The sequence below is a fragment of the Mycobacterium syngnathidarum genome (assembly GCF_001942625.1).
GTDB lineage: Bacteria > Actinomycetota > Actinomycetes > Mycobacteriales > Mycobacteriaceae > Mycobacterium > Mycobacterium syngnathidarum.
This window is the reverse complement of sequence record NZ_MLCL01000077.1, coordinates 75,222-93,173: the sequence shown is the minus strand read 5'-3', so window position 1 is coordinate 93,173 and position 17,952 is coordinate 75,222. Positions and strand designations below refer to the sequence as shown.

Sequence of the window (17,952 nt, the reverse complement as noted above, 5' to 3'; positions counted from 1 at the left end):
ATCCGGCTTGACCACCATGAGCGCCTGCCCGTTCGGCGCGGGGTACGACTTCACCGATCCCGACGTCCTGCTCCGCGGGATTCCCGTCAACGAGTTCGCCCAACTGCGCAAGACCGCGCCGGTGTGGTGGAACGAGCAGGACGAGTCGATCTTCAATGACGGCGGTTACTGGGTGATCACCCGTCACGAGGACATCAAGGCCATCTCCCGCGACGGCGGCACAGTGTGGTCGACCAACGCCAAGGGGGCCGTCATGCGCCTCCCAGAAGGGGTCACCTCAGAACAACTCGACCTCACCAAGGCCCTGCTGATCAACCACGACGCGCCAGAGCACACCCGGCTACGCAAGCTGGTGTCACGATTGTTCACCCCGCGTTCGGTGGCCGCGCTGGAGGAGAAGCTCGCGGTGGCGGCCCGCGACATCGTGGCCGCGGCGGCCAAGAAGGGCAGCGGCAACTTTGTTGACGACGTTGCGATGAGCCTGCCGCTGCTGGCCATCGCCGATCTGATCGGTGTCCCCGAGGCAGACCGCGAGAAGCTCTTCCACTGGACCAACGCCATCATGAACACCGACGATCCGGACTTCGACGCCGATCCGACGATGGCCAATGCCGAGCTCATGGGCTACGCGTACAACATGGCCGAACAGCGCCGGAAGTGTCCGGCCGATGACATCGTGACGCGCCTTGTGCAGGCTGATCTAGAAGGCACAGCCGGCGAAGGCATTACTGACGTGGAGTTCGCGTTCTTCGTGATCCTGCTGGCCGTGGCCGGCAACGAGACCACCCGCAATGCCATGACGCACGGCATGAACGCCTTCCTCGAAAACCCCGACCAGTGGGAGCTTTTCAAGCGCGAGCGCCCGGAGACCGCAGTCGACGAGATCATCCGCTGGGCCACCCCGGTGCACTGCTTCCAGCGAACCGCCCTGGTCGACACCGAGGTCGGTGACGTGACCGTGAAGGCCGGGCAGCGTGTCGGGCTGTTCTACAGCTCGGCCAACTACGACGAAGAAGTCTTCGACGCTCCCTTCACGTTCAACATCCTGCGCAATCCCAACCCGCACCTGGCCTTCGGCGGCAACGGCGCGCATTACTGTATCGGCGCCAACCTGGCACGCATGGAGATCAAGCTGATGTTCAACGAGATCGCCGATCAGATCCCCGACATCACCAAACTGGGTGAGCCGCAACGCCTCCGGTCCGGGTGGATCAACGGGGTCAAGGATCTGCCGGTCTCCTACCACGGTTGATCGGCTATCTGGCCGGCCCATTGTTCTAGGATTCGCCCATGCGAACGCACGGGTGGTCCGGCTCGACGCCGGCCAGCGACGAGGAGGCGATTGCTCGCATCCTCGTCGCTGCGGGCAACGCCATCGATGAGCGCGGCGCCGACTTCTCCATTGCCGACGTGGCGCGCACCCTCGGCGTCACCCGCCAGACGGTGTACCGCTACTTCCCCAGCACCGATGCCCTACTGGTGGCATCCGCGGTGCATGCCGCCGGCGACTTCCTGGACCGGCTGGCCACCCATATCAACGGCGTGACCGATCCGGTGAAGGCCGTCACCGAGTGCATTGCCACCTCCTTGGAATGGCTGCCCAAGGACAAACACATCGGTCTGCTCGTGGCTCCCGGACGTCCGAACGCCCACACCGAGTCGGTGACCTCGGACGTGGCGGTCGATTTTGCCCGCACGATGTTGCGCAGGCTGGACGTCGACTGGGCTGCCGTCGGGTACACCGACCCTGAGCTCGACGAGCTCGCCGAGCACGTGCTGCGGATCATCCAGTCCTTCGTCGTCGACCCGGGCCGGCCCCCGCGCACCGGAGCAGCCCTGCGCAGCTACCTGATGCGCTGGGTCGGTTCGGCGGTGGCGAGCGGGCATGTGGCAGCCGATACCCAGCCTCAGTGGCTTCGCCCCGTCGAGAATTGATGCGATCACCGACGAAACGTCCGTCCCTGCTCGGGCTTGCCGCAGTCGCATTGTTCATCGCGGTCGCTTGCGCTTCACACGACGACCCGGTCGGCCGCACCCTCGGCTCCCGAGACGAGAGGTCAACCAACCCCGAATTCATCAGGCAAGCAAGCGAATTCGGGGGTATGGTGATACCGTCTGGCGCCGAGGTGCTGCAAGCTCACCTCGACAGTGCGATGGACACCAGATATCAATTGGTACTGAAGATGCTGCCCTCCGACTTACCCACGCTTCTGACGGGGTCGGATTTCACCAAGCCACTCACCCGGGCCCATCCCCCGTTCGAACCGATCATCGCGGGCCCGGACCTCGCGAGTTCTCCGTCGGTGGTCAGTGCGCAGGATCGCTATCGAAACGCTGAGGGCAAGTCGGTGTACCGCACGGTGATCGTCGACGAGCGCGAGCCCAACGTTCGCTTCGTCCACCTCAACATGAACACCACCTAGCACCCCAGGGTTGTCAGCGTCGTTCGAAATGCTGGTAGTCCACGGGGTCATGCCAATGGCCACCCCAACGCCAGCCACGCCGGGCGAAGGCCCGCACCACTACGTCGCCGTCGCGGATCATCCCCTGATCGGTGCGGGTGCGGTCCAGATGCGCCCGTACCGTGATCGGCTGCAAGTCACCGGAAGCCGAGATGTAGGGGTTGACCAGCGGGTTGATGTCGACCGCACGCCCGAAGGCGTGCAATGACCACGATCCACTCGGCAACGGCCGGCAATTGAACGCCGAGGTGTTGTTGTCCTGCATCGACAGCTCATCGGCAGCGCCGGGATAGTTGCCCACGGTGCGCATCTTCTCGATCGGGAATCGCGTCGAGTACAGGTCCCCGAAGATCTCGATCACCTCGCCGACCACATCACGGTGCACGACCAACTCACCGCGATGAGAACGCCCGTCGAAACCGATGTACGACAGGGTGATTCGGCGGAGATCGGCAGGAGGCACCGGGCAACCCGGCCGCCAAGTCGCGCCCAGCGCCGCTGCGTCCACCGGCTGAACCCGCGCGGGTTGCTCCGGCTCCGCGCTGGGCTGCGGATTCTGCGGCGAGGCAGAGATGGTTTCCGGTGCCCGCACCGGATCCGACGCAACACCGGCACACGCCGTCGTGCACCCGGTGAACAGGACCACGACCAGGGCACATACGCGGAAGGCTGCGATGCCCACCCTGCGACTCTAGATCGCGAAACTGGCAGGCCTCCCGCGCGCACCGAGGGCGAGAAATTGATGACCGGGCGCCCCTTTGCCCGGATTTAGACTTGAGCTCGGTCAGCCCCGAGGCTGCGGAGCAATCAGCAGGAGGGATTGAACTTGGCCGGCCCGTCAGCAGTACGCGTTGCACTTTGCATGTTGTTGCTGTGTTTCTCGCTGACCAGCTGCGACCTGGTCAGACAGGCACTGCGGCCGTCTATGGATGTCGATTACAACGACCACAAGCTGAATGACGGCCTGCAACTGCTGCTGCACCAGAACACGTCAGCCCGGCTCAGCGACTTCACCAGCTGGGAGTGGGACGAGGTACATCTGTTCCACGAATGGACCGGTCGTGAGTTCATCGAGGAAACCGTCGGCGCGCCGGTGATCAAGAATGATTTCTACGATTCCAAAGCCAGCCTGCTGATATTCGAGAACCACGGTAAGCCCGTCAAAGCAGCCGGAGTGAGTGCCGATTACCTGCGCGGTGACAACCACCGAGTGACGTTCCCGGCCGACGTGGTAGTCACCCCTGGGGGCGGTGGCTACCTGATGCTAACTGCACCTGCTACATAAAGTGAGCACGTAGTCGAAGCGAGGAGGCGAACGCAATGGGTGCGATGGATGCGTTCTACTCGACCTGGTCGCAAGCCCGGGAAACATTCGGTGCCGGCACGCCACGGGACGGCTCCCAGTTCGGCGACGGCAGTCACCTTCGCGAGATGCAATCCAAGATCGAGTCCGCAGCGCCCGACGAACGATGGCAGGGTACGGCCTCGCAGGCCTACGCGGCAAGGAACGCCGAACATGCCGCCGTCTACGGCAAGCTCGCGGATCTCGACCAGCGGATGGCCGCCGAAGGCAATCGGGCCGCGACAGCCGTCACCGTTGGCCGCCAGAATCTCGAGCAAACCCAGAGTTGGGTGTCGAGCATGGAGGCGTCGATCCCGCCCGGCAAGTCCGCCGAGACCATGCGGATGATCCTCGCCAGCAAGGGGATCGGCCAGATCAGCGATGTCATCCAACAGTCCAACGATCAAATGAGCGCGATCGGTGAACGTGTGCGTGGCATCGGCCGCGAATACGCGGCGATCAGCGAGGAGGGCAAGGACAAGGCCGAACCCGAAGCAACGCAACTCAGCGACGACGAGAAGAAGCCGAACTCGTTGCCCGAGACGACATTCGATATCAGCGACATCAAACAGTTGCCTCCGTATGATCCGAATGATCCGAAAACGTTCGGCCCACCCGGATACCGTGAGCTCGTACCGAATTCAGGCACCTGGGTGCCGGATCCCAAGAGCCCGTTGTACCGGCCCACGCCCGTTCAGGCGCCACTGGACTACAACGACATCGTGTACAAACCACCGTATGTTGCCGGTGACCCGAGCACGTACGGTCCGTCCGGATACACCGAGCTCGTACCTGGCTCAGGCACTTGGGTGCCGACCCCGGGCGGCCCGATGTGGCCGAAGGACCCTCCGGAGGCACCAGTCGATCTCACCAAGATCGATTACCGACCGCCGTACGTCTCCGGCGACCCAAGCACGTACGGCAAGTTCGGATACACCGAACTGGTGCCCAACGGGGGCGCCTGGATACCCGACCCGCGCGTGGGCCCAGCCAGGTAGACGCACTTTACTACCTTCTGATCGCAGTCACCGCCTTGGTCAGCAGGTCCGGGAGCAAAGGATCCGGTTGGAAGTCCGGAGCCATGCGGGCCACCACCTCGACGTAGGTGCGGCCGTCCAAGATTGCGACGTAGTGATATTCGACGCCGGCGTCATAGATGACTTTCAGACCGTAGGTGGTCGCACGATCGACAGTCGGTGCGCTGAGCCGCTCGACCGTCCCATCGGGAACCGCACCCTCCACCTCAAATGTCATCCGGTCGCAATCTGTCGGCGGGAGGGGGACCGGGACCGAGACCGGAGTAGTCACGCCAACACCGAGCAATGGCGGCTGCGGACCGCCTGCGCCGATGCCTGCCTTGTCGGCATCGCCATCGGCGGTGACCGGTTGAAGCAGGGATCGACATGCCGGTGGGTCGACGTTGAACGGTTTGCCGGAGGAGACGATATCGCCAACCAGGTAGGCCCACTTGGATCCCACCTTGGTCGGCGCTGCCGGTTCCGGCGTGAGACCGGGCGGAAAGTCATCCTTCAAGTCGGCCAGCCGTGCCAGGTCGACCGGAGGCGGTGAGGCATCGGGGGACGCGGCCGGTGAACCAGACGTCAAGGTCTCCGAGGTCGAGCAGCCGGCCAGTGATCCGGCGAGGAGCACCAACGCCGCCACCACTCCGTGACCACACGCTTTCAGCATTGCCCCAGCCTAAGCCCGCAGCCCGGCACCGAGATGCGGGATTTCAGGTCTGGGGATCACACCACGGTCAGCGGCAACGACTTCCGCGGCTCGAACACGAACGACGCACCCCCGCTGAACTTCGTTACCGCGACCTCATCGAATTCCTTTGCCGCGGTTTCGGTTTCGATCACCCGGGCCGTCCATTCCGCGTCCGACCCGATAACCTCTACAGAGAGACGGGGGTTGACGGCAGCGACGACGGCCTCCAACGGTCGGGTCTCGGCAGGTCCGGTCAGCGCCACCCAGGAACCGTCCTCGTGCGCCGGTGAGCGCCGGACCGTCACCGTGTCGGGACCGAACTCCGCATCAACGTATGCCGAAGGATTCAACAGCGGATGCAATTCGAGGACCCGCGTCGCCCCCTCGATACCGCCCGGCAGCTCGAGCACCCGGTGGATGCGCTCGGCACCCAGTCCGGCCACACCGATGAGCTGCTTGGTGCAGATCTCGGTGGCCAACGCGGTATTGGTCCCGGCCCGCTTCCCCACCGCCAGAATGAACGACAGGTTGAGCAAGTGCATCTGCAGGCACACCTCGTCGGCAATGCGGACCAGCGCCGAGTGCGAGAACGCCGCGAAGTCGAAGTCCGACAGCAACGGCCCCGAGTAGTCGGATGCCCCCTCATCAGACGGGTCGATGGGATCCAAAACCGTTTGGGCGGCCCGGGTCTTACCGATCACCTCGAGAGCGGGGATGTCATCGACCTCGGGATAGGACTCGTCGATGATCACCGTCCAGGCGCAGTGCGGCTGCCGGTCGCTCGGAGTCCGGGGCGGCCGATGGATGGGACGCACCTGGCATTTGCGGTTGGTGGCCAGGGCCGTGGCGTCGAAGGTCGGATCTTCGATGTCGTGGCACATCCCGCGCACGTAGTCCTCGCCCATCGGCTCGACGTCGAGCAGTGCACCGCAGTGATCGAGGTGGAACTCGCCGTGCCAGCGATCATGGACGGTGTAGCGGAAATCCATGAACTGCGGCGGGGCGCCGATATCGAGCTGCAGGCCCTTGAAGATGGTGATGACGTCGACGCCCTCGTACTTGAGCGCCTTCTGCATCCGCCGGGTGTAGATCGGGCTGGACGCGGCCCACTCCTCGATCGCGATCTGCAACATCTCGGGACGGCCGAAATTGCTGATGCACCAGGCCATCCCGGAGCGGTCGATCATCTGCCCCATGAGCAGCAGCTCGGGCACCAACTTGACCAGCTCGTCGCGGGTCAGCGAGGCGTACCTACTTGTCATCGAGCTCGCTCCCGGTATTCATCTTGACCGCGGCGTTGACGTTCGCCTTCCGGTCCTCGGCCAGTCCCTTCTCGGCGGCCTTGCGGCGCTTGGCCACCACCTTGGACACCGTGCCGTTGAGGCCGGAACCGAGTGGGAAGCCGAGGTACTGGGTGAGGAAGATGGCGATGTCCTTGAGTTCTTCCTCGGTGAACTCGCCGTTGAGCAGCGCGGCGTTGACCTGAATCTCCGCGAGGTCCTGCGAGCCGACGGCGGTCACCGCGGTCAACGTCATCAGCCGCTTCTCGCGCATCGACAACCCTGGCTTGCTCCAGATGGTGCCGAAGAGGTGGTCGACGGTGAGGTCGAAGTACGGATCCCCCTCGATGTTCGGCATCTCCCAGCCGTAGACCTCGTTCATCTTGGCCAGGCCCCTGGCGCGCAACTCGTCCATGGAAAGTTCTCCTAATCGTTCTCGTGCGGAACGCCGAGGCCCTCAGCGAGCCGTTGCAAGGCCACCTGAGCCAACGGAAGGTCCACTCCCACAACATCGCCCAGGCCGATGGCCAGGATCAGATCCTTCTCCCCCAGCCCACGAGTGTGGGTGAAGGCGTCGTAGAGCCAGTGGTCGGGAGTCAGCTCGGTCATGTCCTCGCGCACGATGATCGCGCCCGGGCCACTGGTCAGCGCATCGGTGTGCCGCACCACGCGACCCAGCGCGCCCAGGTCCAGCCCGGCGGCCTCGGCCAGCTTCATCGCCTCGCACGCGGCGGCGTAAGAGGTGAAGGTCAGCATGTTGCGCGCCAGCTTCATGCGGGTGCCGGCACCGGGCTCGCCGGCGTGGATCACCATGGAGCCGAACTGCTTGAGCGCCGGCTTGATCCGCTCGTAGACGGGCCGCTCGGCGCCGACCATGATGGCCAGCTCACCCTTCTCGGCAGCCGCGCCGCCACCGCTGACCGGGGCGTCGACGATGTGGATCCCCTGCGGCTTGTACTGCTCGGCGAGCTCGGCCGCGGTGGTGTCGCTGATCGTCGAATGGATGACGATCACGGTGTCCGGCTTGATCTTTGGCGCCAGGTCGGCGATCACCGAACGCACCTGCTCGTCGTTGAGCACCGTGATGCTGATGATGTCAGCTTGGGCGACATCGGCGACGTCGTCCGCCAGGGTCGCGCCGAGCTCCTCGAACGGCGCCATGGATTCGGCCCGCACGTCGTACACGATGAACCCGCCCGGCCATTCGGCCAGCCGCTTGGCCATCGGGGCGCCCATGTTGCCCAGGCCGATGTACCCGTACTTGAGGCTCATGACCGGATGATCTGTCCGCCGTCGACATTGAAGATCTGGCCGGTGATCCACTTGGCCTGATCGCTCAACAGGAACAAGCACATGCCGACCAGGTCTTCCGGCTGCCCCATGCGCGACAACGGGATTCCCTTGACGATGTCGTCCACCATCTCCTTGGGCGTGGTGGTCCGATTGGCTTCGGTGTCGATCGGGCCGGGCGCGATGGCGTTGATGCGGATGTTCTGCCCGCCGAGCTCACGCGACAGCTGCTGGGTCAGGCCGTTGATGCCGACCTTGGCCAGGCCGTAGTAGTTGGCGTACAGCCACGCCGCCGTGGAGGACTGGTTGACGATCGCGCCGCCACCACGCTTGGCCATCTTGCGGTATACCGCGCGGGTGCACACCAGCGCGCCATCGAGGTTCACGCTCATGAACTTCTTGTAGTAGTCCCAGTCGACGGTGAGCAGGAAGTCCAGCTTCATGCCGCCGAAGATCGCGGCGTTGTTCACCAGGTAGTCGATGCCACCGAACTCCGACAGCGTCTGGGCCGCCATGTCCTTGGCCGAGTCGATGTCGGAGACGTCGACCCGCACCGCCAGGGCGTTGCCGCCCTCGCCCTTGATGCCGTCGGCGACCTTCGTCGCACCTTCGGTGTTGATGTCGGCCACCACGACCGCGGCACCCTCGCGCGCCAGCGCCTCGGCGTAGGCCTGGCCGATCCCGCCACCGGCACCGGTGACAATGGCCACCTTGTTGTCGAACTGTCCCATGTTCATTCCTTTCCCGCCGAATGGCCAGTTAGTGCACGGCCTTCACGAGAAGGCGTGTCATAACTGGCCACTGGGCACCGTCCTAGTTCGCGAGGGTCGCGACGCACTTGATTTCGGTGTATTCCTCGAAGCCGGCCACACCCATCTCGCGGCCGATTCCGGACTGCTTGTAGCCGCCGAACGGGGCATCGGCCGAGTACCAGATGCCGCCGTTGACGTTGACGGTGCCGACGCGCATGCGCGCGGCCACGGCCTGGGCGCGGGCATCGTCGCCGGAGAACACCGTGCCCGACAACCCGTATGGCGAGTCGTTGGCGATCCGCACGGCGTCGTCATCGCCGTCGTGGGCGATCACGGTCAGCACCGGGCCGAAGATCTCCTCGCGCGATACCCGCGCGTTGTTGTCCAGGCCGGCGATCACGGTCGGCTCGATGAAGAAGCCGGTGTCCAGATCGGCGGGACGTCCACCGCCACAGGCGAACCGGCCGCCTTCCTGCAGCGCCAGGTCCAGGTAGGACTGCACCCGGTCGCGCTGGCGGGCCGAGATCAGCGGACCGCACACGGTGCGCTTGCTGTTGGGGTCGCCCGGCTTGATCCCGCCGAGGGTGGCCGCGGCGGCCTCGACGGCCTCGTCGTAACGGGCCCGTGGGACCACCAGCCGGGTGGTGATCGCACACCCCTGACCGGCGTGCATGGCCACCGTGAAGGCTGCCATCGAGCAGGCCCCGGCCAGGTCGGCGTCATCGAGCACCAGGAAGGCCGACTTGCCACCCAACTCGAGGAACACTTTCTTGAGGGTGAGCGCCGCATCCGTCATCACGGCGCGGCCGGTCGCGGTGGACCCGGTGAACGAAACCATGTCCACCCGAGGATCTTTGGACAGCAGGGCGCCTACCGCGTGATCGTTGGAAGTGACGATGTTGATCACGCCGGCCGGGAAGTCGGTCTGCTCGGCGATGATCTGGCCGATGGCCGCGGCCGCCCATGGCGTGTCCGGGGCCGGCTTGAGGATCAGGGTGTTGCCCGCGGCCAGGGCCGGGCCGACCTTGGCCAGGTTGATCTGGTGCGGGAAGTTCCACGGGGTGATGGCGCCGACGACGCCGACGGCCTCACGGGCGATCTTGCGGTTGGTCGGGATGCCCTGCGGGGTGGCGTAGCCGAGATCGGTTGTCCACTCGTAGTTCTCTGCGGTGTCGGCCGAAAATGCCAGATCATCGATCGGGCCTTCCAGCTGGGCCCCGGCGGTGAGCATGCGTGGGGCGCCCACCTCGGCGATCGTCAGTTCCCGCAGATCCTCGATGTTTTCGCGCAACGCATCACGTAGCTGACGCAAGCAACGCACCCGCAGCGCGGTGTTCGTCGACCAGTCGGTGTCGTCGAATGCGCGACGGGCCGCTTCGATGGCATTGCCCATGTCCTCGGCGTTCGCGTCGGCGGCGACGCCCAGCACCTCCTCGGTGGCGGGGTTGACGGTCTCGAATACTCCGCCGCCCCCGGCGACGAGTTTGCCGTCGATCAACAGTTGACTCTGGCGATCGGCCAGTACCGGCATCGGGAACTCCACTTCAGAAGATTCTGGACAACTGTCCGGCTGTCTCGTCTCGAACGATAGCCGCAGACAATGTCGAGCCGCAAGGGCGGGCCCTCGCCCACGTCATACAACGCCAAAATACCCAGTTCACTGCCGTCTTTAGCGATCCGTACTTGCCCAACTACGACATCGTCGGATAACTTGGACATGTGTCCAGCGATGCGGTGTCCGCAGTCACAGAACCAGCTCCGGAGCCAGACCGGCAGGCCCCGCGCAACCGCCGGCAGGAGGAGACCTTCCGCAAGGTCCTGACCGCCGGAACCGAGATGTTGCGCGAATCGTCGTATGCCGATCTGACGGTGCGTGCGGTCGCCGCACGCGCCGGGGTCGCACCGGCCACGGCCTACACATACTTCTCGTCGAAGAACCACCTGATCGCCGAGATGTACCTGGACCTGGTCAGTCGTTGCCCGTATTTCACCGACGTCAACGACTCCATGACCACCCGCGTCGACAAGGCGTTGCGGGCGCTGACCCTGGTTGTCGCCGACGAGCCCGAGGTGGCGGCCGCCTGCACCACGGCCCTGCTCGGCGGCGGCACCGATCCGGCGGTGCGCAAGGTGCGTGACCGCATCGGCGCCGAGATCCACAAACGCATCCGCTCGGCCGTCGGCCCGGACGCCGATCCCCGCATCGTGTCCGCCTTGGAGATGACGTTCTTCGGCGCGCTGGTCAACGCAGGCAGCGGCGCATTCACCTACCACCAGATCGCCGATCGGCTGACCTACGTTGTCGGCCTCGTCTTGGGAGAAGACAAAGACCAATGAGCTTGAAGCAAGTCGGGGTGATCCTCGACCCCTACGACTACGACTTTCACGAAGATCCATACCCGTACTACCGCCGGCTGCGCGACGAGGCCCCGCTGTACCGCAACGACGATCTCAAGTTCTGGGCCCTGTCGCGGCACAAGGACGTGGTGGCCGGGTTCCGCAACAGCGTCACGCTGTCCAACAAGCACGGCGTGTCCCTCGACCCGATCTCCCGTAACGACGAGGCACATCGGGTGATGTCGTTCCTGGCCCTCGACGATCCCGGCCACCTCCGGCTGCGCACCCTGGTATCCAAAGGCTTCACTCCTCGGCGTATCCGCGAACTGGAGGGCCGGGTCACCGAGATCGCCCACCAGCACCTCGATACGGCACTGCAGAGCACCACTTTCGACTACGTCGACGATTTCGCCGGCAAGCTGCCCATGGATGTCATCTCCGAACTGATGGGCGTGCCGGAAGAAGACCGGGTTCGCATCCGAGCGCTGGCCGACGGTGTCATGCACCGCGAAGACGGCGTCGCCGATGTGCCCGAATCCGCCATCGCGGCCTCGGGTGAACTGCTGGTCTACTACGCCGACATGGTGAAGCAGCGCCGCAAAAACCGCACCGACGATCTGACGTCGGCGCTGGTGGAGGCCGAGATCGACGGAGACCGGCTCACCGACGACGAGATCATGGCCTTCCTGTTCCTGATGGTGGTGGCGGGTAACGAGACGACCACCAAACTCCTTGCCAACGCCGCATATTGGGGCTACAAGAATCCCGCTCAGCTGGCGCCGGTGTTCGACAACCACGACTTGGTGGTGCCCTGGGTCGAGGAGACGCTGCGCTATGACGCCTCCAGCCAGATCCTGGCCCGGCTGGTCACCGAAGACCAGACGTACTACGACACCACGGTGCCCGCCGGCGACGTGCTGGTGTTGCTGATCGGCTCGGCGAACCGCGACGAACGCGTCTTCGAGAATCCCGACGAGTATCGGATCGATCGCGAGATCGGCCCGAAATTAGTGAGTTTCGGCAGTGGTGCCCACTTCTGCCTCGGCGCGCACCTGGCGCGCATGGAGGCCCGGGTGGCACTGACCGAGTTGTTCAAGCGAATTCGCGGATACGAGGTAGACGAGGCCAATGCCGTCCGCGTTCACTCAAGTTCCGTCCGCGGATTCGCGCACCTTCCAATGACCGTAAAGGCGCGTTAAATGGCTCGTTTCGAACCCCATCCCGACCGTCGACCGGCAATCGTCGCCGGCGCGTCGTCCGGCATCGGTGCCGCCACGGCAACCGAGCTGGCCGCACACGGCTTCCCGGTTGCCCTCGGCGCACGCCGCGTCGAGAAGTGCCAGGAGCTCGTCGACCAGATCACGGCCGCGGGCGGCGAGGCGATCGCTTTGCCGCTCGACGTCACCGACGCGGAGTCGGTCAAGTCGTTCGTCCACGGCGCCACCGAGGCGCTCGGCGACATCGAGCTGCTCGTGGCCGGCGCGGGTGACACCTTCTTCGGCCAGCTCCACGAGATCAGCACCGACGAATTCGAGAATCAAGTTCAGATTCACCTCATTGGCGCCAATCGCCTTGCCACCGCAGTGCTTCCGGGCATGGTCGAGCGCCGCCGCGGTGACATCATCTTCGTCGGCTCTGATGTGTCCCTGCGGCCGCGGCCGTACATGGGCGGCTACGGCGCCGCCAAGGCCGGCCTGCTGGGCATGGCCAAGACCTTGCAGATGGAACTGGAGGGCACCGGTGTGCGCGCCTCCGTCGTCCACCCCGGGCCCACCAAGACCGCCATGGGCTGGAGCGCGCCGATGGACAAGGTAGGCGAGATGCTGGAGGACTGGGCCAAGTGGGGTCAGGCCCGGCACGACTACTTCCTGCGCGCGGCCGATCTCGCGCGGGCCATCACCTTCGTCGCGGAGACCCCCCGTGGCGGCTTCATCGCCGAACTGGAGATTCAGCCCGAGGCGCCGTTGTCCGACGTCAAGGATCGCCAGAAGCTGAGAGTGGAAGGCTGAGTAGAACATGACGAGCTCTGAACTCAAAGAAGTTCAACGGGTTTCCGGTGGTGAGGAAGAGCACGGCCACCTCGAGGAATTCCGCACCGACCCGATCGGCCTGATGCAACGCATCCGCGACGAGTGCGGTGACGTGGGCTGGTTCCAGCTGGCCGACAAGCAGGTGGTGCTGCTGAGCGGCGCGGAGGCCAACGAGTTCTTCTTCCGCTCCAGCGACAGCGAACTGAACCAGGCCGAGGCCTACCCGTTCATGACCCCGATCTTCGGCGAGGGTGTGGTGTTCGACGCCGACCCCGAGCGCCGCGCCGAGATGCTGCACAACACCGCGCTGCGCGGTGAGCAGATGAAGGGGCACGCCGCGACCATCGAGCACGAGGTGCGGCGGATGATCGAGAACTGGGGTGAGAGCGGGGAAATCGACCTGCTGGAGTTCTTCTCCGAGCTCACCATCTACACGTCGACGGCCTGCCTCATCGGGCCGAAGTTCCGCAATCAGCTCGATTCCCGGTTCGCCAACTTCTATCACCTGCTGGAGCGCGGCACCGATCCGCTCTGCTACGTCGACCCCTACCTGGACATCGAGAGTTTCCGGGTTCGCGACGAGGCCAGGGCCAACCTGGTGGAACTGGTCCAAGAGGTGATGAACGGGCGAATCGCCAACCCGCCCACCGACAAGAGCGATCGTGACCTGCTCGACGTTCTGGTGTCCATCAAGGACGAGGAGGGCAATCCGCGCTTCTCCGCCAACGAGGTCACCGGCATGTTCATCTCACTGATGTTCGCCGGCCACCACACCAGCTCGGGAACGTCGTCCTGGACGCTGATCGAACTGCTGCGCCACCCGGACTTCTACGCCAAGGTCCAGCAGGAGCTCGACGACCTGTACGCCGACGGCCAAGAGGTGAGTTTCCATGCGCTGCGGCAGATTCCCAACATCGACAATGCGCTCAAGGAAACCCTGCGCCTGCACCCGCCCCTGATCATCCTGATGCGGGTGGCCCAGGATGAGTTCGAAGTGGCCGGCTTCCCGATCCACAAGGGCCAGATGGTCGCGGCTTCCCCGGCCATCTCCAACCGGATCCCCGAGGACTTCCCCGACCCGGACGCCTTCGACCCGGACCGGTACGAGAAGCCGCGCCAGGAAGACCTGATCAACCGGTGGACCTGGATCCCCTTCGGGGCCGGCAAGCATCGCTGCGTCGGGGCCGCGTTCGCCCAGATGCAGATCAAGGCGATCTTCTCGGTCCTGTTGCGCGAGTATGAATTCGAGATGGCACAGCCGCCCGAGAGCTACCAGAACGACCATTCGAAGATGGTGGTCCAGCTGGCACGGCCGGCCAAGGTGCGATACCGCAAGCGAGTCGCCGGCGGGCAGGAGCGCAGCGACCGGGGAATCGAAGAGGTTTAGTCCCATGGGCTGCTACCGCGTTGAGGTCGACGAGGATCTGTGCCAGGGCCACGCCATGTGCGAGCTCGAAGCGCCGGACGTATTCCGGGTGCCCAAACGCGGCGTCGTCGAAATCCTCGATCACGAGCCACCCGACGAGCTCCGCGATGCCGTGGAGATGGCTGTCGAAATGTGTCCTACCCGCGCTCTATCCATCACAGAGAAGGAATGACAATGGCGTCGAGAAACGAACTGGAAGCCTGGTCGGATCGCTGGCTCAAGGCCAATCAGGAAGCCGAGAAGGCCGGTGACTGGAAGCCGCTGGCCGACTTCTACACCGAAGATGCCACCTACGGCTGGAACATCGGCCCCAAGGAAGACGTGATGTGCGTCGGCCGCGACGAAATCCGCGACGTGGCACTGGGTCTGGAGATGGAAGGCCTGGAGAACTGGGTCTACGAATACCAGCGGGTGCTGATCGACGAGAAGCAGAACGAGATCGTCGGCTTCTGGAAGCAGATCGCCAACAAGAGCGACGGCAGCCGCGACGAGATCTACGGCATCGGCGGTAGCTGGTTCCGGCTCAACGATCAACTGCTCATCGAGTGGCAGCGGGACTTCTTCGATTTCGGCCACGTTCAGAAGGCGTTCCTGAAGCTCATCGAGTCCGGCGACCTCACCCCCACCATGCAGAAGCGCATCGAGCGCAGCCTGGCCGGCGAGAAACTGCCGGGCTACTACCCGCTCGGCGAAGCTCCCGTGAAGATCTGGTAGCTCCCGGCCAAGCAGTTGCTTGGGGGTGGGTGTGACCCACGCAACTAATAGCTCTAGTCTGTGGTCAACGGCTCTAGTGGAAGGCACACGTGATGAAGACCAAAGGCGCTCTCATCTGGGAGTTCAACCAACCGTGGACCATCGAGGAGATCGAGATCGGTGACCCCGTCAAGGACGAGGTCAAGATCCAGATGGAAGCCTCCGGTATGTGCCATTCGGACCACCACCTGGTGACCGGCGACATCCCGATGGCAGGGTTCCCGGTGCTCGGCGGCCACGAAGGCGCAGGCATCGTCACCGAGGTCGGCCCGGGTGTCGACCACATTCAGCCCGGCGACCACGTCGTGCTGTCGTTCATCCCGTCCTGCGGTGAATGTCCGGCGTGCCAGGAGGGCCTGCGGAACCTGTGCGATCTGGGCGCGGGCCTGCTGGCCGGCACCGCCGTGTCCGACGGCACCCACCGTATCCACGCGGTCAAGAACGGCCAGCCCGTCATCCCGATGACCCTGCTGGGCACCTTCAGCCCGTACATGGTGGTGCACAAGAGCTCGGTCGTGAAGATCGATCCGTCCATCCCGTTCGAGGTGGCCTGCCTCGTGGGCTGCGGTGTCACCACCGGCTACGGCTCGGCCGTGCGCAGCGGTGACGTCCGCCCCGGCGACGACGTCGTCATCGTCGGGGTCGGCGGTGTCGGCACCGGCGCGCTGCAGGGCGCGCTGGCCGCAGGCGCGCGCAACGTCTTCGCGGTGGATCCCGTTGAGTTCAAACGGGACAACGCGCTGAAGTTCGGCGCCACCCACGCCTACCCCGACATCTTCTCCGCGATGGCCGGCGTCGCAGAGGTCACCCAGGGCCGGATGGCGCACAAGACGATCGTCACCGTCGGTGAGCTCAAGGGCGAGGACATCGACCACTACATGAACATCACCGCCAAGGGCGGCACCGTGGTGGCCACCGCCGTCGCCAACATGGCCAGCAACGACGTGAAGCTCAACCTGTCGATGCTGACGCTGCTGCAGAAGCGCCTGCAGGGCACCATCTTCGGCGGCGGCAACCCGCACCACGACATCCCGCAGCTGCTGAGCATGTACAAGGCGGGCCGGTTGAACCTCGACGACATGGTCACCCGGCAGTACAAGCTCGAGCAGATCAACGACGGCTACGCCGACATGCTGGAAGGTCGCAACATCCGCGGCGTCATCCGCTACACGGATGCCGATCGCTGACCACTCTGCGATTTGTGGAGCCGTAGCCGTCCTCAATACGGCTACGGCTCCACAACTTATTGGGTAGGAAGGGAATTACGTGACCGAAACACACACCGAGACACCCGTGGTCGTGGCCTCGCGGTCGTCCTGGAAGTGCGTGCAATCCGGTGATCGTGAGGGCTGGCTGGCGCTCATGGCCGACGACGTCCTGGTCGAGGACCCGATCGGGGAGGCCGTCACCAACCCCGACGGTACCGGCGTGCGCGGCAAGGAAGCCCTCGGTGCTTTCTACGACGCCAACATCGGGCCGAACGAGCTGACCGTCACGTGCGAGGAGACGTTCCCGTCCAGCTCGCCGAACGAGATCGCGTACATCCTGGTGCTGCGCACCAAGTTTCCGAACGGATTCACCGCCACCGTGCGCGGCGTCTTCACCTACAAGGTGAACGACGAAGGTCTGATCACCAACCTGCGCGGCTACTGGAACCTGGAGGCCATGCAGTTCGCCGAGGCAGATGCCGATTAGCGGCCCGCTCGCCGGCCGCGGCGCGATCGTTGTCGGCGGCACCCGCGGCATCGGGCTGGCAGTTGCCGAACTGCTCGCCGCCCAGGGCGCGGGTGTGGTGGTCAACGGTCGCGACGCCGATGCGGCAGCCGCTGCGGCACAGCGGGTTTCCGGTGTCGCGCATGCCGGGTCACCTGCCGACCCCAAGGTGGCCGACGCGCTCGTCGACACCTGTGTCGCCGAGTTCGGCCGGGTCGACATCCTGGTCAACTGTGCCGGGACCGCCGAACCGGCGGGATCGTCCATCCTCAATGTGACCAGTGCCGAATTTCACGAGCTGCTCGACGCGCACCTGGGCACAGTGTTCGAAACCTGCCGCGCGGCGGCGCCGAAGATGGTGGCCCAAGGCGGCGGCGCCATCGTCAACACCAGCTCCTTCGCCTTTCTCGGCGATTACGGAGGCAGCGGCTACCCCGCGGGCAAAGGCGCGGTCAACGGGCTGACCCTGGCGATCGCCGCCGAGCTCAAAGAACACGGGGTGCGGGCCAACGTGGTGTGCCCGGGTGCCCGCACCCGGCTGTCCACCGGGTCCGACTACGAGCAGCACATCGCCGAGCTCAACCGCCGCGGCCTGCTCGACGACGTCAGCATGCAGGGCGCGCTGGACGCCGCTCCACCGGAATACGTCGCCCCGACGTACGCCTACCTGGTCAGCGACGAGGCCAAGGGCGTGACCGGCCGCATCTTCATCGCCGCGGGCGGGTTCATCGGCGAATTCGCGCGACCCTCAACCGGTTTCATCGGATACCGCGACCATCACAGCACGCCGCCGTGGACGGTCGGGGAATTGCACGCGGCCATCTCCGGGGCCTGACCGGGTTCGGGAGGCTTCACGC

The 17,952-nt window shown here is 64.9% G+C and carries 21 protein-coding genes; 14 read left to right on the top strand and 7 right to left on the bottom strand.

Going from position 1 to position 17,952, the window contains the following annotated elements; translation table 11 throughout:
• Positions 1-16: 16 nt before the first annotated feature.
• The 3 genes from BKG60_RS21510 to BKG60_RS21500 all read left to right on the top strand — a co-directional run bounded on the left by BKG60_RS21510 (position 17) and on the right by BKG60_RS21500 (position 2,423).
• Positions 17-1,252: a cytochrome P450 gene (locus BKG60_RS21510; RefSeq protein WP_075909959.1), complete on the top strand. Its 1,236-nt coding sequence runs from the start codon at positions 17-19 to the stop codon at positions 1,250-1,252.
• A gap of 38 nt (positions 1,253-1,290) precedes the next feature.
• Positions 1,291-1,935 (top strand): TetR/AcrR family transcriptional regulator, encoded by a 645-nt coding sequence (locus BKG60_RS21505; protein ID WP_070946226.1) that lies wholly within the window; start codon positions 1,291-1,293, stop codon positions 1,933-1,935.
• A gap of 167 nt (positions 1,936-2,102) precedes the next feature.
• Entirely contained in the window at positions 2,103-2,423 is a 321-nt protein-coding gene (locus BKG60_RS21500; protein ID WP_239252270.1) for a hypothetical protein, read from the top strand.
• A 13-nt stretch (positions 2,424-2,436) separates the two neighbouring features.
• On the opposite strand, the gene BKG60_RS21495 is transcribed toward BKG60_RS21500, so the two are convergent.
• On the bottom strand, positions 2,437-3,144 hold the full coding sequence (locus BKG60_RS21495; RefSeq protein ID WP_070946225.1) for a M15 family metallopeptidase: 708 nt from the start codon (positions 3,142-3,144) through the stop codon (positions 2,437-2,439).
• A gap of 144 nt (positions 3,145-3,288) precedes the next feature.
• Here BKG60_RS21495 and BKG60_RS21490 point away from each other — a divergent pair, with 144 nt between their 5' ends.
• Both BKG60_RS21490 and BKG60_RS32210 read left to right on the top strand, forming a co-directional pair.
• Entirely contained in the window at positions 3,289-3,747 is a 459-nt protein-coding gene (locus BKG60_RS21490; RefSeq protein ID WP_239252268.1) for a hypothetical protein, read from the top strand.
• 35 nt (positions 3,748-3,782) lie between these two features.
• Complete coding sequence (locus BKG60_RS32210; protein WP_207549604.1) at positions 3,783-4,802, top strand: EspA/EspE family type VII secretion system effector; 1,020 nt, start codon at positions 3,783-3,785, stop codon at positions 4,800-4,802.
• A 10-nt stretch (positions 4,803-4,812) separates the two neighbouring features.
• Here the strand turns inward: BKG60_RS32210 and BKG60_RS21480 are convergent, their stop codons facing one another.
• From BKG60_RS21480 to BKG60_RS21455, 6 genes are all read right to left on the bottom strand, one after another.
• Positions 4,813-5,493, bottom strand: coding sequence for a DUF5642 family protein (locus tag BKG60_RS21480; protein WP_131823413.1), 681 nt, complete (start codon positions 5,491-5,493; stop codon positions 4,813-4,815).
• A 56-nt stretch (positions 5,494-5,549) separates the two neighbouring features.
• The gene (locus BKG60_RS21475; protein WP_070946223.1) at positions 5,550-6,776 is read right to left on the bottom strand and encodes a hypothetical protein; all 1,227 of its coding nucleotides are present in this window, start codon (positions 6,774-6,776) and stop codon (positions 5,550-5,552) included.
• A complete protein-coding gene (locus tag BKG60_RS21470) occupies positions 6,766-7,209 on the bottom strand; it encodes a carboxymuconolactone decarboxylase family protein (protein ID WP_070946222.1) in 444 nt (147 codons plus the stop codon). Before BKG60_RS21470 ends, BKG60_RS21475 begins: the two co-directional genes overlap by 11 nt.
• A gap of 11 nt (positions 7,210-7,220) precedes the next feature.
• Positions 7,221-8,066: an NAD(P)-dependent oxidoreductase gene (locus BKG60_RS21465; protein ID WP_070946221.1), complete on the bottom strand. Its 846-nt coding sequence runs from the start codon at positions 8,064-8,066 to the stop codon at positions 7,221-7,223.
• A complete protein-coding gene (locus BKG60_RS21460) occupies positions 8,063-8,815 on the bottom strand; it encodes an SDR family oxidoreductase (protein WP_070185297.1) in 753 nt (250 codons plus the stop codon). Before BKG60_RS21460 ends, BKG60_RS21465 begins: the two co-directional genes overlap by 4 nt.
• 82 nt (positions 8,816-8,897) lie before the next feature.
• A complete protein-coding gene (locus tag BKG60_RS21455; RefSeq protein ID WP_070185298.1) occupies positions 8,898-10,367 on the bottom strand; it encodes an aldehyde dehydrogenase in 1,470 nt (489 codons plus the stop codon).
• Between the two features lie 188 nt (positions 10,368-10,555).
• On the opposite strand from BKG60_RS21455, the gene BKG60_RS21450 reads away from it, so the two are divergent.
• The 9 genes from BKG60_RS21450 (at position 10,556) to BKG60_RS21410 (ending at position 17,930) form a co-directional block, all read left to right on the top strand.
• Positions 10,556-11,173: a TetR/AcrR family transcriptional regulator gene (locus BKG60_RS21450; RefSeq protein WP_070185266.1), complete on the top strand. Its 618-nt coding sequence runs from the start codon at positions 10,556-10,558 to the stop codon at positions 11,171-11,173.
• A complete protein-coding gene (locus BKG60_RS21445; protein WP_070185267.1) occupies positions 11,170-12,372 on the top strand; it encodes a cytochrome P450 in 1,203 nt (400 codons plus the stop codon). Before BKG60_RS21450 ends, BKG60_RS21445 begins: the two co-directional genes overlap by 4 nt.
• Positions 12,373-13,182: an SDR family oxidoreductase gene (locus BKG60_RS21440; RefSeq protein ID WP_070185268.1), complete on the top strand. Its 810-nt coding sequence runs from the start codon at positions 12,373-12,375 to the stop codon at positions 13,180-13,182.
• Positions 13,183-13,189: 7 nt separating this feature from the next.
• Positions 13,190-14,590 carry a cytochrome P450 gene (locus BKG60_RS21435; RefSeq protein WP_070185269.1) on the top strand — a complete coding sequence of 467 codons (1,401 nt, stop codon included), beginning with the start codon at positions 13,190-13,192 and terminating at the stop codon, positions 14,588-14,590.
• Between the two features lie 4 nt (positions 14,591-14,594).
• Positions 14,595-14,801, top strand: coding sequence for a ferredoxin (locus tag BKG60_RS21430; protein WP_065457680.1), 207 nt, complete (start codon positions 14,595-14,597; stop codon positions 14,799-14,801).
• A gap of 2 nt (positions 14,802-14,803) precedes the next feature.
• A complete protein-coding gene (locus BKG60_RS21425; protein WP_064848664.1) occupies positions 14,804-15,343 on the top strand; it encodes a nuclear transport factor 2 family protein in 540 nt (179 codons plus the stop codon).
• 92 nt (positions 15,344-15,435) lie between these two features.
• The gene (locus tag BKG60_RS21420; RefSeq protein WP_003879847.1) at positions 15,436-16,569 is read left to right on the top strand and encodes an NDMA-dependent alcohol dehydrogenase; all 1,134 of its coding nucleotides are present in this window, start codon (positions 15,436-15,438) and stop codon (positions 16,567-16,569) included.
• Between the two features lie 79 nt (positions 16,570-16,648).
• Entirely contained in the window at positions 16,649-17,077 is a 429-nt protein-coding gene (locus BKG60_RS21415) for a nuclear transport factor 2 family protein (RefSeq protein ID WP_036447481.1), read from the top strand.
• On the top strand, positions 17,067-17,930 hold the full coding sequence (locus BKG60_RS21410; protein ID WP_234998177.1) for an SDR family NAD(P)-dependent oxidoreductase: 864 nt from the start codon (positions 17,067-17,069) through the stop codon (positions 17,928-17,930). Before BKG60_RS21415 ends, BKG60_RS21410 begins: the two co-directional genes overlap by 11 nt.
• Positions 17,931-17,952 lie beyond the last annotated feature (22 nt).

Bases quoted from the DNA above. Each gene is read 5' to 3' on its own strand.
- BKG60_RS21425 (WP_064848664.1), top strand. From the start codon at position 14,804: ATGGCGTCGAGAAACGAACTGGAAGCCTGGTCGGATCGCTGGCTCAAG.
- BKG60_RS21440 (WP_070185268.1), top strand. From the start codon at position 12,373: ATGGCTCGTTTCGAACCCCATCCCGACCGTCGACCGGCAATCGTCGCC.
- BKG60_RS21460 (WP_070185297.1), bottom strand. From the start codon at position 8,815: ATGGGACAGTTCGACAACAAGGTGGCCATTGTCACCGGTGCCGGTGGC.
- BKG60_RS21430 (WP_065457680.1), top strand. From the start codon at position 14,595: ATGGGCTGCTACCGCGTTGAGGTCGACGAGGATCTGTGCCAGGGCCAC.
- BKG60_RS21435 (WP_070185269.1), top strand. From the start codon at position 13,190: ATGACGAGCTCTGAACTCAAAGAAGTTCAACGGGTTTCCGGTGGTGAG.
- BKG60_RS32210 (WP_207549604.1), top strand. From the start codon at position 3,783: ATGGGTGCGATGGATGCGTTCTACTCGACCTGGTCGCAAGCCCGGGAA.
- BKG60_RS21510 (WP_075909959.1), top strand. From the start codon at position 17: ATGAGCGCCTGCCCGTTCGGCGCGGGGTACGACTTCACCGATCCCGAC.
- BKG60_RS21465 (WP_070946221.1), bottom strand. From the start codon at position 8,066: ATGAGCCTCAAGTACGGGTACATCGGCCTGGGCAACATGGGCGCCCCG.
- BKG60_RS21500 (WP_239252270.1), top strand. From the start codon at position 2,103: ATGGTGATACCGTCTGGCGCCGAGGTGCTGCAAGCTCACCTCGACAGT.
- BKG60_RS21475 (WP_070946223.1), bottom strand. From the start codon at position 6,776: ATGACAAGTAGGTACGCCTCGCTGACCCGCGACGAGCTGGTCAAGTTG.
- BKG60_RS21410 (WP_234998177.1), top strand. From the start codon at position 17,067: ATGCCGATTAGCGGCCCGCTCGCCGGCCGCGGCGCGATCGTTGTCGGC.
- BKG60_RS21505 (WP_070946226.1), top strand. From the start codon at position 1,291: ATGCGAACGCACGGGTGGTCCGGCTCGACGCCGGCCAGCGACGAGGAG.
- BKG60_RS21480 (WP_131823413.1), bottom strand. From the start codon at position 5,493: ATGCTGAAAGCGTGTGGTCACGGAGTGGTGGCGGCGTTGGTGCTCCTC.
- BKG60_RS21445 (WP_070185267.1), top strand. From the start codon at position 11,170: ATGAGCTTGAAGCAAGTCGGGGTGATCCTCGACCCCTACGACTACGAC.
- BKG60_RS21455 (WP_070185298.1), bottom strand. From the start codon at position 10,367: ATGCCGGTACTGGCCGATCGCCAGAGTCAACTGTTGATCGACGGCAAA.
- BKG60_RS21470 (WP_070946222.1), bottom strand. From the start codon at position 7,209: ATGGACGAGTTGCGCGCCAGGGGCCTGGCCAAGATGAACGAGGTCTAC.
- BKG60_RS21420 (WP_003879847.1), top strand. From the start codon at position 15,436: ATGAAGACCAAAGGCGCTCTCATCTGGGAGTTCAACCAACCGTGGACC.